The sequence below is a fragment of the Methanothrix harundinacea 6Ac genome, from assembly GCF_000235565.1.
In the GTDB taxonomy this organism is placed as follows: Archaea; Halobacteriota; Methanosarcinia; order Methanotrichales; family Methanotrichaceae; genus Methanocrinis; species Methanocrinis harundinaceus.
This window is the reverse complement of the sequence record NC_017527.1, coordinates 125,288-138,094: the sequence shown is the minus strand read 5'-3', so window position 1 is coordinate 138,094 and position 12,807 is coordinate 125,288. Positions and strand designations below refer to the sequence as shown.

16 protein-coding genes, 1 tRNA gene and 1 pseudogene are annotated in these 12,807 nt (G+C 62.8%); 5 read left to right on the top strand and 13 right to left on the bottom strand.

All coding sequences use genetic code 11. The features are described 5' to 3' along the window. Positions 1-382 precede the first annotated feature (382 nt). The gene (locus MHAR_RS13135) at positions 383-718 is read left to right on the top strand and encodes a hypothetical protein (protein ID WP_143763211.1); all 336 of its coding nucleotides are present in this window, start codon (positions 383-385) and stop codon (positions 716-718) included. A gap of 311 nt (positions 719-1,029) precedes the next feature. On the opposite strand, the gene MHAR_RS00650 is transcribed toward MHAR_RS13135, so the two are convergent. From MHAR_RS00650 to MHAR_RS00630, 6 genes and pseudogenes are all read right to left on the bottom strand, one after another. Next, a tRNA-Gln gene (locus MHAR_RS00650) sits at positions 1,030-1,102 on the bottom strand. 63 nt (positions 1,103-1,165) lie between these two features. Beyond that, positions 1,166-1,588, bottom strand: a complete 423-nt coding sequence (locus MHAR_RS12725; RefSeq protein WP_394296398.1) for an MBL fold metallo-hydrolase — start codon at positions 1,586-1,588, stop codon at positions 1,166-1,168. Between the two features lie 91 nt (positions 1,589-1,679). Beyond that, positions 1,680-1,826 (bottom strand): annotated as a pseudogene (locus tag MHAR_RS14160) (MBL fold metallo-hydrolase); the annotation flags it as partial. 41 nt (positions 1,827-1,867) lie between these two features. Then, positions 1,868-2,890 carry a class I SAM-dependent methyltransferase gene (locus MHAR_RS00640; protein WP_081472231.1) on the bottom strand — a complete coding sequence of 341 codons (1,023 nt, stop codon included), beginning with the start codon at positions 2,888-2,890 and terminating at the stop codon, positions 1,868-1,870. Then, the gene (locus tag MHAR_RS00635) at positions 2,793-3,167 is read right to left on the bottom strand and encodes a hypothetical protein (protein ID WP_014585706.1); all 375 of its coding nucleotides are present in this window, start codon (positions 3,165-3,167) and stop codon (positions 2,793-2,795) included. The genes MHAR_RS00640 and MHAR_RS00635 overlap by 98 nt, the downstream gene beginning before the upstream one ends. Next, positions 3,160-4,299, bottom strand: coding sequence for a hypothetical protein (locus tag MHAR_RS00630; protein WP_014585705.1), 1,140 nt, complete (start codon positions 4,297-4,299; stop codon positions 3,160-3,162). The genes MHAR_RS00635 and MHAR_RS00630 overlap by 8 nt, the downstream gene beginning before the upstream one ends. 132 nt (positions 4,300-4,431) lie before the next feature. On the opposite strand from MHAR_RS00630, the gene MHAR_RS00625 reads away from it, so the two are divergent. Then, positions 4,432-4,806, top strand: a complete 375-nt coding sequence (locus MHAR_RS00625; RefSeq protein ID WP_143763210.1) for a hypothetical protein — start codon at positions 4,432-4,434, stop codon at positions 4,804-4,806. 5 nt (positions 4,807-4,811) lie between these two features. Here MHAR_RS00625 and pyrE read toward each other — a convergent pair whose 3' ends face one another. The 4 genes from pyrE to lysS all read right to left on the bottom strand — a co-directional run bounded on the left by pyrE (position 4,812) and on the right by lysS (position 8,249). Beyond that, complete coding sequence (gene pyrE, locus MHAR_RS00620; protein WP_014585703.1) at positions 4,812-5,354, bottom strand: orotate phosphoribosyltransferase; 543 nt, start codon at positions 5,352-5,354, stop codon at positions 4,812-4,814. 31 nt (positions 5,355-5,385) lie between these two features. Further along, positions 5,386-6,168 (bottom strand): metallophosphoesterase, encoded by a 783-nt coding sequence (locus tag MHAR_RS00615; protein WP_014585702.1) that lies wholly within the window; start codon positions 6,166-6,168, stop codon positions 5,386-5,388. After that, positions 6,165-6,656 (bottom strand): nucleoside 2-deoxyribosyltransferase, encoded by a 492-nt coding sequence (locus tag MHAR_RS00610; protein WP_048144717.1) that lies wholly within the window; start codon positions 6,654-6,656, stop codon positions 6,165-6,167. The genes MHAR_RS00615 and MHAR_RS00610 overlap by 4 nt, the downstream gene beginning before the upstream one ends. 99 nt (positions 6,657-6,755) lie before the next feature. After that, positions 6,756-8,249, bottom strand: coding sequence for a lysine--tRNA ligase (gene lysS, locus MHAR_RS00605; protein WP_014585700.1), 1,494 nt, complete (start codon positions 8,247-8,249; stop codon positions 6,756-6,758). A gap of 198 nt (positions 8,250-8,447) precedes the next feature. On the opposite strand from lysS, the gene MHAR_RS00600 reads away from it, so the two are divergent. From MHAR_RS00600 to MHAR_RS00590, 3 genes are all read left to right on the top strand, one after another. Then, complete coding sequence (locus MHAR_RS00600) at positions 8,448-8,912, top strand: deoxycytidylate deaminase (protein WP_048144193.1); 465 nt, start codon at positions 8,448-8,450, stop codon at positions 8,910-8,912. A gap of 61 nt (positions 8,913-8,973) precedes the next feature. Next, on the top strand, positions 8,974-10,257 hold the full coding sequence (gene lysA / locus MHAR_RS00595; RefSeq protein WP_014585698.1) for a diaminopimelate decarboxylase: 1,284 nt from the start codon (positions 8,974-8,976) through the stop codon (positions 10,255-10,257). Positions 10,258-10,273: 16 nt separating this feature from the next. Further along, positions 10,274-11,251: a radical SAM protein gene (locus MHAR_RS00590; protein WP_014585697.1), complete on the top strand. Its 978-nt coding sequence runs from the start codon at positions 10,274-10,276 to the stop codon at positions 11,249-11,251. A gap of 108 nt (positions 11,252-11,359) precedes the next feature. On the opposite strand, the gene MHAR_RS00585 is transcribed toward MHAR_RS00590, so the two are convergent. The 3 genes from MHAR_RS00585 to MHAR_RS00575 all read right to left on the bottom strand — a co-directional run bounded on the left by MHAR_RS00585 (position 11,360) and on the right by MHAR_RS00575 (position 12,521). Then, positions 11,360-11,725: a hypothetical protein gene (locus tag MHAR_RS00585; RefSeq protein WP_143763209.1), complete on the bottom strand. Its 366-nt coding sequence runs from the start codon at positions 11,723-11,725 to the stop codon at positions 11,360-11,362. 183 nt (positions 11,726-11,908) lie between these two features. Further along, complete coding sequence (locus MHAR_RS00580) at positions 11,909-12,118, bottom strand: DUF1922 domain-containing protein (protein ID WP_014585695.1); 210 nt, start codon at positions 12,116-12,118, stop codon at positions 11,909-11,911. 22 nt (positions 12,119-12,140) lie between these two features. Beyond that, positions 12,141-12,521, bottom strand: coding sequence for a 30S ribosomal protein S8e (locus MHAR_RS00575; RefSeq protein WP_048144716.1), 381 nt, complete (start codon positions 12,519-12,521; stop codon positions 12,141-12,143). Between the last annotated feature and the right edge of the window lie 286 nt (positions 12,522-12,807).

Below are 12,807 nucleotides of genomic sequence, written 5' to 3'. Positions count from 1 at the left end.
CAAGGAAATTCTCAGATGTTCTATTCAGTGATATTGATTTGAAATACTTGGATATTGTATTTGTAGGTGCAATATTAATAGCTCTATCACAATTATTTGGTCCACTAGTAGCCTCCACATATCCGATAATTTTCGGTCAAGATGCAAGCGACTACAGACTAAAATTTGATAATGAATATATTAATACATCATGTAATTATGCTTCGAATAATTTGAGTATGGCAAAAACTACCGCCGGCTTCGATCAGTATTATAACGGTGCTAAAGCACAATTCTCCGATAATAATACATTTTATAATAGAATTACTGCTATAAATATGAACCCGTTCGTAAAATATAATGAAAAATAATTTTAGATAATTATATTGCTGACGGGATAATCGTGGGTTTTACTCAACCAATAATTGAGGTCGGTCAAAGTTCTGATTTGATCATCAAATTCCAAGAAAATCCATTACCAGGATTATATAGAATTAAAGTTATGGGCATGGGGGGAGATGGGAAGATACATGATGCTATGATGGTCATAGAAATACCTGAAACTCCAAATGAAGAAGTTGTCGGCGAGGGATATTATTTTGTTAATTTCAATTTCAGTGAGGCTGCTGAAGGTTCTGGGTACTTTATGAATTATCGTATTATCAATCTTGGAGATTCTGGAACAGGAAACGGCAGCGGGACCATAGATAATCAAAAATGTGTAATCAATATTGCATAGCGATTATGCACGGACCATTTATAACCGATAGTGATATTAAACTATGACTTCTTTGATAGTACTTATATGTTGACTTCAGCATAAATACTGCATAAAATCTAAAATCGTTAGCAAGAGCCATTTTATTAATTAATTATAATCGCAGCAGTGTGTATTAATAGGCTAAATGCATTCTTGGGAGACAAGGCGCGGCATAAAATGCCACATAACTTTATACCTGGGTATCTGGATATCCAAAACTTAATAAGAGTAAAGGGGGTATGATCTCTTCACAAAATCGATATCAAGAACCCCAACAAAATATACCGTAGTAGCCCGGCAAGGATTCGAACCTTGGTGACGAGGTCCAGAGCCTCGTATGATTGACCGCTACATCACCGGGCTTCAGCAGGCGAGATTTCGCTTTTCATGTATTAATCTGTCGATCCGGCCGCCGCCCCCGGCCCCTCATTTGTAGTCGAGAAGGACGATCAGCGGCCCCTCCCCCTCTCCCTCCCCCTCGCCACCTTTCGGCAGCCTCTCCTTCGAGACGGCGAAGGTGGTGCCAGGCCGCTCGACCTTCTGGCCCGAGAGGAACCGGTCGGGGGGATCGACCTCGAAGGTGAGGGCCGGGGTCATGAAGTGCATGGGGATGACGACCTTCGGCCTTATCTGGCCGACGACCTTCTTGGCGCCCCCGGCGTCGAGGGTGTATACCCCGCCGACGGGTATCATCAAAACGTCCACATCGCCGAGGGCGGCGGCATCTCTCTCGCTGAGGAGGTGGCCGAGGTCGCCGAGGTGGCAGACCCGGATCCCGTCCATCTCGAAGGAGAAGATGGTGTTCTTGCCCCTTCGCTTTCCGCCCCGGTCGTCGTGGTACGATGCGATTCCCAGAAACTCTATCCCCGCGGCGGCCTTTTTTTCCTGGACCCCGGACCACCGCCGGGTTTCCTCCGATCGCAGCGACGTGGTTGTGGTCGTGGTGGTCGTGGCTGACGGTGACGACGTCCGCCTTCGCCTTCGGGAGGGGGTAGCCGACGGCCTCGTCGAAGGGGTCGGTGACAATGATCTTTCCGCCGTCAGACTCGATCTTGAAACAGGAGTGGCCTAGCCAGGATATCTTCAATCATACCACCTATACCAATTATCGGCCTCAAAGGATAATAATCATTCGGCTCCGTCGACTCTGGCGTCGACGACGGCGTGGAGGATCCCCGGCGAGTACTTCTTCACCCGGGCAGACCTCTCGATCTTCACCGATCGACCCGCCCGCTCCCCCGCCCCGGCCAGGTCCTCTTCCAGCTTTCGTGGGTAGAGCTTCTCGGGGACAGTCTGGTGGTAGTGGAGGGCCCCGCCGGCCCGGAGAGCGGCGATGGCGGCGTCCAGGTACTGGTCTGTGGTCCCGACGTACCCCATCACGACCCGGTCGGCGACGGCTCTGGGGGTCACCAGATCGCAGTCGCCGTGAACGGGGACGACGATCCCATCGACGCCGTTGAGCCGGACGTTCTCTGCGAGGTAGCCGTAGGCGACCGGATTGATCTCGATGGCGATGATTTTTTTGGGCCGGGAGTGGACCGCCATGGGGAGGGTGAAGTAGCCGATCCCGGCGAACATGTCGACGACGGTCTCCCCTCCACCGAGGCGGCCCATCCTCATCCTCTCCTGGAGGTTTCCGGCCGAGAACATCACCTTCGCAGGGTCGAGCTTGAAGACGACCCCGTCCTCCCGGTGGACCGTCTCCGTCTTTGCCGACCCGGCGATCACCTCCCGGTCCGGCTCCCGGAAGGGGCCGGCGACGCCTCTGTCCAGGAGGACGGAGGAGCAGCGGGGGTAGATCTCCAGGAGCGCCTCGCCGATCCTCGCCTTCAGGGACTCGATCTGGGGGTCTATCTTGACGATGATCACCTTCCCCAGGATCGACCAGCCTTTGGGTAGGAGCTCCCTCTCTCCCGGGGATATGGAATCGGCGAGAAGGTCGGCGAGCTCCGGGTTTCTGTCGTAAAAATCGGGGGCCTCCTGGTGGTGCACCTCCAGCCCCGGGAGGGGCCCCGTCACCGGGACCTCTACATACCCTTCCCTGGAGACGGTCTTACGGCTGAGGTCCAGGAGCCCCAGCCGGCGGGCTCGATGTAGCGTTCTCTGGGCCTCGCTCCTGGGGACCAGGACCGCCAGCGACTTTTCTCGCATTGTAGATCTGATCGAACTCCAGCCGTTCCCCAGTGCAGTTGCAGAGGAGGCTGATGGTGCTGTTCGTCCGGCTGACCTGGTAGTCCTTGTCGTAGACGAGGACGCTAGACTCGTAATCCGCCGGTATCGCCAGGTTGAAGGTGACGGGGACGAGGATGTACTCCTCGGTGAGGGCGACCGAGACGGTGGCGTTGTTCCGGGAGGCTAGCTGGATCACTGTGTTGTTGGTGTAGGATATGGTGACGATCCCGCCTGTGGCGCTGATGCTCTTATCCACGTCCGGAGGGAGGATCAGCTCTACCCTGCTCTCCAGCCCCTTGGGGTTTGTGACGTCCAGGTTGAGGTAGGTGCTTCCAGAGTTGTTGGATAGATAAGCGGCAAAGCCGACGAAATCCGACGGCGGGATCGGAGCCTCCGGGCCGGTGGGCCAGAAGAAGAATGCCGCCGCCATCAGGATCACCAGGGCGACCCCCCCCCAGGGCCAGGATCGGGGCCCTATCGCCTCTTACCCACCCGGAAAGCCCCCCTCCTCCCTTCGGCCCGGGGGGATGAGGCGGTGGAGGAGTCGCCCTATCGGGGGCGGGGGGCTTCGCCGCCGGCTCGGGGGCCAAAGCCCCCCCCGGGGCGGCGGCTTCTGCAAAGTCCCCCAAGGGGGGCGGAGCCTCCGTTTCTTCTTTCTCTTCGCGTCCGAAGACCGCCTCGGCCTCATCGACCCCTCCCTCGCCGGCGGAGGTATCGGGAGGCGTCGCCGGAGGCTCTTCGGTCTTCGGCGCTTCCCCTCTCGAAGGGCTCGCCTCCGGGGCGGGCTCCTCGGCCCCAGACGCCGCCAGCCCCGATCCTGCCTCCTCCGGCCCTCTGGTGGCGGGACCTTCGCCCCGGAGGTCTCCGGCTTCCATCGGGGCCTTCGCCTCCCCATCCGGGGAGGTCTCCTCCCCCAGGGGCTCCTCATCCTCCGCCAGATCCTCCTCGGCCTCCTCCTCCTCCTCCTCGGGCCTCGGGGCGGCGGAGGGCTTATCCCTCCTGGGGAGGATCACCTCTCCCCTCTCCAGGTGGAGGATCAGGTCTGTATAGGTCCCCGTCTCGTCGACGAACCGCTTCGCCCTGGGGATCAGATAGGATATCCCGGAGATCTTCACCTCCTCGAAGAAGCCGGTGGACCTCATCAGCCGGTCCTTGTAGGCGTAGATGGCGCCGCTCTCCATCCTCGACTCGATCTCGCTGAGGCTGGGGAACCGGTCCTCCTCCGCCGAGACCTCCAGGGTGGCCTTCGCGTAAGCCTCAAAGAATACCCGGCTCATCCTGTTGAGCCGGTTGGAATAGCGCCGGTCGAAGAGGAAGGAGAAGCTTTCGCCCTCCAGCTCCAGCCTATCCGCTGCGGCATCGCGCCAGACCGAGTACGAAACGTCCATCGACCTTATCCCTAGCTCCGCCACGATAAGTATTTTTGTGTCCCTTCCGGGACGGAAAGGTCACGCGGAGGTCTCACGTAGCTCTTATATGAAAGCTACCTTTAAATCTCGCCGTCACAAAATCGGGGTTCAATGAAGACGGCTCTCATGGTTCCGGTCCTGCTGTCCCTCATGGTGGTGGGGATCCACGTAGAGCAGCAATTGGACCGCTACCATGCTGGTTTAGGGGAGGAAGTCTCTGTGATGCTCCGCCTCGGCAACACCGGCGAATCCGCCCTGGACGTCTCCGTCGTCCCGGCGGTCCCCCCCGGCCTCTCGGCCCAGAGTGCGGGGCCCTCGTCGGTGAACATATCGCCCGGTGGCTCGGCGCAGTTCGCCTATCTGGTGAGGGGGGAGGCTCCGGGCCTCTACCACGTCAGATCCCAGGTGACCTACACCGATCCCGAGGGGAGGTCTCGCCACATCGTCTGCGGCGATCGGAGCAATAGGCAGCTGAACGTCAGCTAACGCCCCTATCTGGCGAGGAGGTCACCCCTGGTGAATAGGCAGTTCAAGCTGTAGCCGGAGGCCTCCAGCCTCTCCCTTCCGCCCTCCTCCCGGTCGAGGATGGCGAGGACCTGGACCGGCCGGTATCCCTCGCCCCTCAGCCGCTCGATCGACTTTATCAAAGACGACCCCGTGGTGACGACGTCGTCGACGACCGCCACCTTAGACCCCTCGGGGAGGGTCGGACCTTCGACGTACTTCCCCGTCCCGTGGCCCTTCGGCTCCTTTCTTATGATCAGGGCCGAGAGGTCTCGCCCCTGGAGGTGGCCGACGACGGCTATCGCCGCTACTATCGGGTCCGCCCCCAGGGTCATCCCGGCAACGGCGACCGCCTCGGGGTCGATCCTCTCCAGGAGGAGCCTCCCCGTCAGGTACGCCCCCTCGGGGTGGAGGACGACCTCCCGGGCGTCGACGTAGTAGTCGCTCACCCTCCCCGAGGAGAGGGTGATCCTCCCCACCCGGAGCGCCCTCGTCCTCAAAAGCTCCAGAAGCCTCTCTCTCTCTTCCATGCCTTCGTTGAAGCATACCGGAGATATAACTTCAGCGGAGCTTCCCGGTCCTCTTCGCCTGGACGAGCCGTATCCTGTCGAGCCTCCCCAGGTCCGTCCCGTCCAGTAGGTAGACCCTGGAGAGGTCGAGGCGGGCCATCCTAGGAATCGGACCCCGGTCCTCCCGGGTGGCGGCGTCGAGGGGATAGCCCCCGCAGAGGGGGTTATAGGCGGGGACGATCGTCATCTCGGGTCCCTCGAGATCCCTGCCGTACTCCTCCCTCAGCCCCTCCCGGGAGAGGGGCGTCCTCACCCAAGCCCTCTCGGGGGGGCCGGAGCCGATCCGGTCGGCGAGCCTCACCGCCGGATGGAGGTGGGAGGCCACCAGGATCTCCGCCCTGAAGACCTCCGGGTCGGGCCAGGTGTGGCCGTGGAAGTAGCCGACGGAGTCGATGACCACCCCCCCGGGGGGATGGACGGACACCTCCGGCGGGGCGAGCTCAGCTATCCCCAAGTCATGGTTTCCGGCGACGATCTCCACCTCGACCATGTCGGATAGCGCCTGGAGGAAGGAGGGGACCTCGCTCCTCTCCTGAAAGGAGGTCCAGGGGAGGTTGTGCTTGACGTCCCCGAGGAGGATCACCCGATCGGGCTCCACCTCGCCTACCCGGAGCTTGAGCCCCGCCAGCATCTTTCCGGTCTGGCTGGGGACGCTGGCGCCGCCGAGCCAGAGCTGGTGCTCGATCCCCATGTGGAGGTCTGCGGCCACCAGCACCTTTCTCCTCCCCTCCACCAGGAGGAGGGGCTCGTTGAGGATCGGCCTTGCCGTCGTCATTCTGCAGGCTCTGGGGCCTTCGGACCGATGGCGTTCAACTCTGGCGGGGAGACCTCCTCCAGGGCGGCCGCAAGCTCCCGGAGGAGGACCCCGACCTCCCCCACCACCGCCCTGCACGCCTCCTCGATCATCAGGTTCACCCTGGAGTCGGGGGCCTCCCCAGCCTTCCTGACGTCGGTCCTGATCCCGATCGCCCGCCGGCCGAAGAGGGCGAAGTGGCAGCCCACCTCCCAGGCGGTCCCGTCGTCGACGGCGGGGCCGTCCAGGACCGCCACCATCAGGGGAGACCTGATGAGGGCCGCCAGGTTCGCCTGGAAGATCTCCCCCTTCGATCCGGAGGCGACCTCGAAGGGCCAGATCACCTCGATCCTCTCCCCCAGGGCCGCCTCCATCTCCCTCTTGAGAGATCCGGCCCACTCCACCTCGGCGCGGCTGAAGAGGGGGCCGGCCAGGTAGACGGCGACCTTATCCTCCGTTTTCTTCCTCATGATGCCGCCTCCTTCTCTGCCGCCCCGGGGCATGGCCTTTGCCCCTCGGTCCCCTCTGGACCCGCTGTCAATTCTGCGACCTCCTCCATCCCGCCTGACCTAATCGGCGGCGGCTGCGAGGAGCCTCTCCCGCACGAACTCGCCGTCGAGGCTCGCCAAAAACCACCCGGCCTTCGGCCCCTGCTTCTGCCCCAGGAAGGCGACGTATATCGCGCTGAAGAGCTCCTTTGCCTCGATCCCCCTCTCCTCGGCGACGGCGTAGACCTCGTTGTGGATCTCCTCGGCGCCCTTCCCCTCGATCCTCCCCGCCAGGGCGCCGAGGGCCTCCCGGAGCTCGGGTTCGACGTTCTTGATCTTCGCCGGCAGGGCCTCCTGGAGGTGGAACTTTACGAAGGGGGGCGCGTACCTGTCGAGCCAGGCCCTGACGTTGGCGGCCCGGGAGAGGATCCGGTCCCCCTCCGAGGTGTCGTAGCCGCTCCTCTCCAGGACCACCATCAGCTTCTCGGGATCGTCTCCGGCGATCTGGACCGCCGTCACCATGTGCCGGTAGGGTATGGCGGTAGCCTGCTCCGCCCCGACCTTCGATAGCTCGATGGCCCTCTCCTCACCGGCCCTGCGGTCGTACTCCTCGATGAGGGTGAGGAGGGGGAGGCCGGGGTCGAACTCGATGTGCTTCTCGGGCTTCGTCCTGATGATCAGGTAGCGGAGGACCTCCGGCGGGACGACGTCCAGCATATCCCGGATCGTCACGACGATCCCGGTGGAGGAGTGCATCGCCCCCTTCCCCTTCAGGTGGATCCACTCGTAGACGACGGGGTAGGGGGCGGGGTACCCGTAGACCTCCTCGGAGATCCTCTTCCCGGTGTCGTAAGATCCCCCGGCGGTGGCGTGGTCTTTTCCGAAGGGCTCGACGGTGACCTCGAGGATCGACCACCGGGCGGGCCAGTCGACCCTCCAGGCGAGCTTCCCCCCGCCCCGGAAGCTCGCCGTCCCCGATTGGCCGCACCGGCAGACGTACTCGGCCGTTTCGCCTTCGAGGTCGAATCCCGTCACCTTCGTGCTGTTCAGCCTCCCGCAGCTCTCGCAGATGGCGTCGAGGGGGGACCAGTCGGCGGGAAGGTCCCTCCCTGAGACCTCCTTCAGGATCCTCGCTATATCGTCCCTCTTCAGGAGGGCGGTCTTGATGGCGTCGACGTAGAGGCCGTCCTTGTACATCCGGTCTGCCCGGTAGACCTCGGGCCTGATCCCCAGCCTCTCCAGGGAGTCGAAGAAGGGGAGGAGGAAGTGGTCGGCGTAGCTCTCACAGCACCCCTCGGGGCAGGGGATCTCGGAGAGGGGCTTACCCACGTGCTCCTCGAAGCTCTTCGGCAGGAAGGGATAGAGCCTCCGGAGGGGGTCGTAGGTGTCGGCTATGTATATCAGCCGGGCCTCGCCGCCCCGGCTGAGGATCGCCCGAAAGACGGCGTCGGCGGTCATGACCTCCCGCATATTGCCGAGGTGGATCTGGCCTGAGGGGGTGATCCCCGTCGCCACCGTATGGGGGCTCCGGTCGGCGAGCTTCTCGGCCGCCACATCGGCCCAGTGAATCGTCATGGCCTCACCATCGATCGAGATGGTGATATTAACTTTCCGCCCTCGGCCGTCCCCGCCAGGCTGCCCCGCGGTGGGGACGGCGAGGATCCAGGATGGCCGAGGGGCGGCAGGGCGGAGGTGGGCCGGTTTTGTCTTGGCGGAAGAAGTTTTGAGGCTGGAACGGAAAGAGAGATATCGGATCGGATCAAAGCCGGGGCCATGGACCGCCCCTCCCTCGACGAGTACTTCATGGAGATCGCGAGCGTCGTCGCGACCCGGTCTACATGCCTCCGCCACCAAGTCGGAGCCGTCCTGGTGAGGGAGAAGAGGATCCTCTCCACCGGGTACAACGGCGCCCCGATGGGCCTCCCCCACTGCCTCGAGGTCGGATGCCGCCGCGAGAACGTCGAGAGCGGATACCGCCACGAGCTTTGCCGCGCCGTCCACGCCGAGCAGAACGCCATCATCCAGGCGGCGATCCACGGCGTCAGCACCAGCGGCGCCACCCTCTACTGCACCCACCAGCCCTGCATCCTCTGCGCCAAGATCATCATCAACTCTCAGATCCAGAGGGTCGTCTACGGAAACCCCTACCCCGACGACGAGGCGCTCCGGTTTTTAGAGCTGGCGGGGGTGGAGGTGGCGATGATCCCCTCTCCTCCGCCCTCCGAAGAGCCGGGCTGAGATCTTCGCACCGGAAAGGCAGGAAAAAGATTTTACGCCTCCGACCCCTTCATCCAGAGGTATGTTCGGGACGAAGGATCACCTGAGGGCGGAAGGGGGGCACCTCACCATCGACGGGGTCGACGTCGTCGACCTCGCCGAGGAGTTCGGAACGCCCCTTTACGTGACGAGCGAGGCGCGGCTGCGGGCGAACGCCCGGGCCTACCGGGAGGCCTTCCCTGAAGCTCTGATCTACTTCGCCGTCAAGGCGAACGGGAACCTGGCCCTCCTCCGGATTCTGGCGGAGGAGGGGCTGGGGGCGGACGTCTTCTCCGCCGGGGAGCTGTCTCTTGTGCGGATGGCGGGGATCCCCGGTGAGAAGGTCCTCTTCAACGGCAACTCCAAGAGGACCGAGGAGCTAAAGATGGCCCTGGAGGCCGGGGTCCGGATCTCCGCCGACTCGCTAGATGAGCTTCTGGCCCTGGCCGAGGTCGCGAAGGAGATGGGCGAGGAGGCGGAGGTGGCCTTCCGGGTCAACCCCGACGTCTCCGCAAAGACCCACCCCAAGATCGCCACCGGCCTGAAGACCTCCAAGTTCGGGATCCCCTGGCAGGATCTCGTCGAGGTATACGAGAGGGCGATGGGCCTGGAAGGGGTGAAACCCGTCGGCCTCCACTGCCACATCGGCTCCCAGATCCTCGATACCGCCCCGTTCGTCGAGGCGGCGGCGAGGATGATGGAGCTGGCGGGCCGGATCGTCGAGGTCGGGGGCAAAATCGAGATGATGGACTTCGGCGGCGGCCTCGGCATACCATACACCCCCGAGACGGCCGCCCCGACGCCGTCACAGCTGGCATCCGGCATCAAGCCGGTCTTCGAGGAGGGGTGCCGGAGGCTCGGGATAAGCCCGAGGATGATCCTGGAGCCGGGGCGGAGCATCGTCGCCGATTCCACCATATTCCTCACCAGGGTGAACGTCGTCAAGAGGGCCCACGTAAACTTCGTCGGCGTCGACGCCGGCTTCAACCTCCTGGCAAGGCCGATGCTCTACGACGCCTACCACCACGTCGTCGTCGCAAACAAGGCCGATGGGAGGGCGGAGGAGAGGTACACCGTCGTCGGCCCCATCTGCGAGAGCGGGGACGTCCTGGCAAAGGATCGGAACCTCCCCCGGATCGAGCGTGGAGACCTCATCGCGATGCTCGACGCCGGAGCCTACGGCTTCTCCATGGCCTCGGTCTACAACGGCCAGCCCCGGTGCCCCGAGGTCCTGGTGGGCGGCGGCCGGGCGGAGCTGATCCGCCGGGGCGAGGACCAGAGCGTCCTCCTCTCGGGGCAGGTCGTCCCGGCCCGGCTCCTGAAGTGAGGGGGAGAAGGCGAAGATGGCCTCCTTCAACCCCAAGGTCGCCCTCCAGGCCCTCGTCCAGATGAGGGTGAGGAGGAGGCCCTTTGTCCTATCCCACGGGATCAACGCCCGGTGCAACCTCCGCTGCCCCTTCTGCGAGTACTGGCGGACCCCTGGCCCGGAGATGACCTCGGACGAAATATTCGCGATGCTGGACGACGCTCGATCCTTCGGGATAGGGGTCTACAACGCCTGGACCGCCGAGCCCCTCCTCCGGCCGGAGCTCCCCGCCATCCTCCGCCACGCCAAGGCCCTGGGGATGGTCACCTCCCTCATCACCAACGGGGCCCTCTTATCCGAGCGGGTCGGCGACCTATCATGCCTCGACCTTCTATCCGTCTCCGTCGACGGGATCGGCTCCTACCCGGAGATCCGGGGGGCTCCCCTGGAGCCGGTCCTCGAGGGGATCAGGGCGGCCCGGAGGGCAGGTCACCGGGTCCTGATCAACTGCGTCATCAGCAGAAAGAACCTCGGGGAGCTGGCGGAGCTCGTCCGCCTGGCGGAGGAGCTAGGCGTCCTCATCTCCTTTGAGCCGGTCCACCGGGCCCCCGGGGTCGTGGGCGAGGTCTGGGACGATTACACCATCGGCAAAGCCGACCTTCCCGAGTACCGGCGGTCCATCGACGGCCTGATCGACATCAAGAGGACGGGCGGCCCCATCATCAACTCCATCACCTACCTCAAGATGGTCCGGGACCAGAGGCGGGATTTTCGGTGCCACGCTCCGGGGATCGTCCTCTCCGTCGCCTCCGACGGTACGGTCCACGCCTGCAGGGTCCAGAAGGAGCCCCTGGGGAACGCATCTCAGGGGCTCGCCTCCGTCTGGGCCGCCTCGAAGAGGAGGAGAGAGGAGATCGTCCGGGAGTGTGGAGGCTGCCTCTTCTTCGGTTACGTCGAGAACAGCCTCCTCTACGACTTCGTCCCCGAGGTCCTCATCCACTACCGGTGGATCTGAGGCGGCTTGGATTTGGATAAATCCGGATCCTTCGGCCGGAGGCCCTGGTCCTGGATCCCAAATGGTTAAAAAAATGGGTGGTTCCCCACCCCCGGGCTTCTCGATAGATCAGCCGCAGCTGCTGCAGCCGCCGCTACCGCCGCCACCGCCGAAGGTGCCGCCGAGGATCGGCGTGAAGTACATGTTCGTATAGCTTCCCATGTTCTGGAAGTAGCCGCTGAGCTGGAGGGCCCCCGGGGTCTCCGCCGCCTTGACGTCCTGGATGCCGTAGCTTCCAAGCTGCACCGCTGGCACCTTTGAGACCTGGGGGGTCGTCGGGATGCCGTAGCTTCCGAGCTTAACGACCCCGTCCTCCGACCTGACGCTCATAGAAGCCGAAGAGAAGGATCCGTATCCAAGGCCGTAAATCCCCGAACTCCAGAGGGTGGCCGAGGCGAGAGGTCCCGATAAGGCCAGGACCAAGGCTGCAGCCACCACCAATGACGCTTTTAAATGCCCTTCCGACAATTGATCACCCCAGTCCGGGCGTATCTCCCGAGGTTTATATACTTATTGAAGGGTCCCCGCACTGGACCCGTGGGATGCCCGTCACGAAAAGAGGACCTTCGGCTCCCGCCCCCCCCGGCCGCAAGAGCTGGATGAGAAGCCTCGGCTAGATCATCCCGCCGGAGAAAAGCCCGTCATCCCGCGCCCCTCCACCTGGAGGGCCCTCACCAGGTCTCCTGCCTCTCGTTCATCCCTGGCCCGGGAGAGGACCTTCACCTGGCCCAGCTTGATCCTCTTCCCGCAGGGGCAGGTCCTGGTGGCGGACCCCTCCTCGGCGTAGAGGTGGCGCCCGCACCCGGAACACCTGAAGATCAGGTACATCAAAATTGCTTCGTTATTGGCATCACTTGGCGACTAGGATGGCGTTGACCACCCCATCCTGGCCGGGCCTGCTGGTGACTCTTGCGTCTCCGAGATCGGTCTTGATGATGGCGCCCTTGGAGATTATGTTCCTTCTTATGTAGTTGAGGTTCGCGCTGTTGTCCTTGACCCGTTCGATCTTCGCGATCTTCGACTTCCCGGTGACGGGATCGGCGACGCTGGCCACGTCGCATCGGAGGAGCCTCATCTTGATATTGCCGCCTCGGGTCCTGATCTGCTTCTTTCTGGTGGTGTCGACGTTCGGCTCTCCAGCCTCTCTCCCCAGCTCATGCTTCTGCTTTCCCCGGTTTGAGATCAGCCTTCCGCCGGTGAACTTCCTCTTTGAACTTCCTTGCCACTTCATACTATACCCCGGATCGGGGATAGTCATGGGGGGGCGATATTTATACCTTTGGCTCCTCCTCCCGCGGGGTCCGCCCGACCCCGACGGGCGGCCCTCGGCGGCCACCGCCGATATGAGGTCGCCTCCTGCCCGGCGTCCCAGCCCCGGTCCCATAGCCCGGGCGAGGGGCTCCCATCCTTCTGCCGCCGAACCCCTGTGGGGTGACCAAACCATTAATATCTGAGGGGCTCCAGGGGGCTGAGAGATGCGTCATCCCGGCGGCGAATGGCGGAAAAGGCGGTCCGGG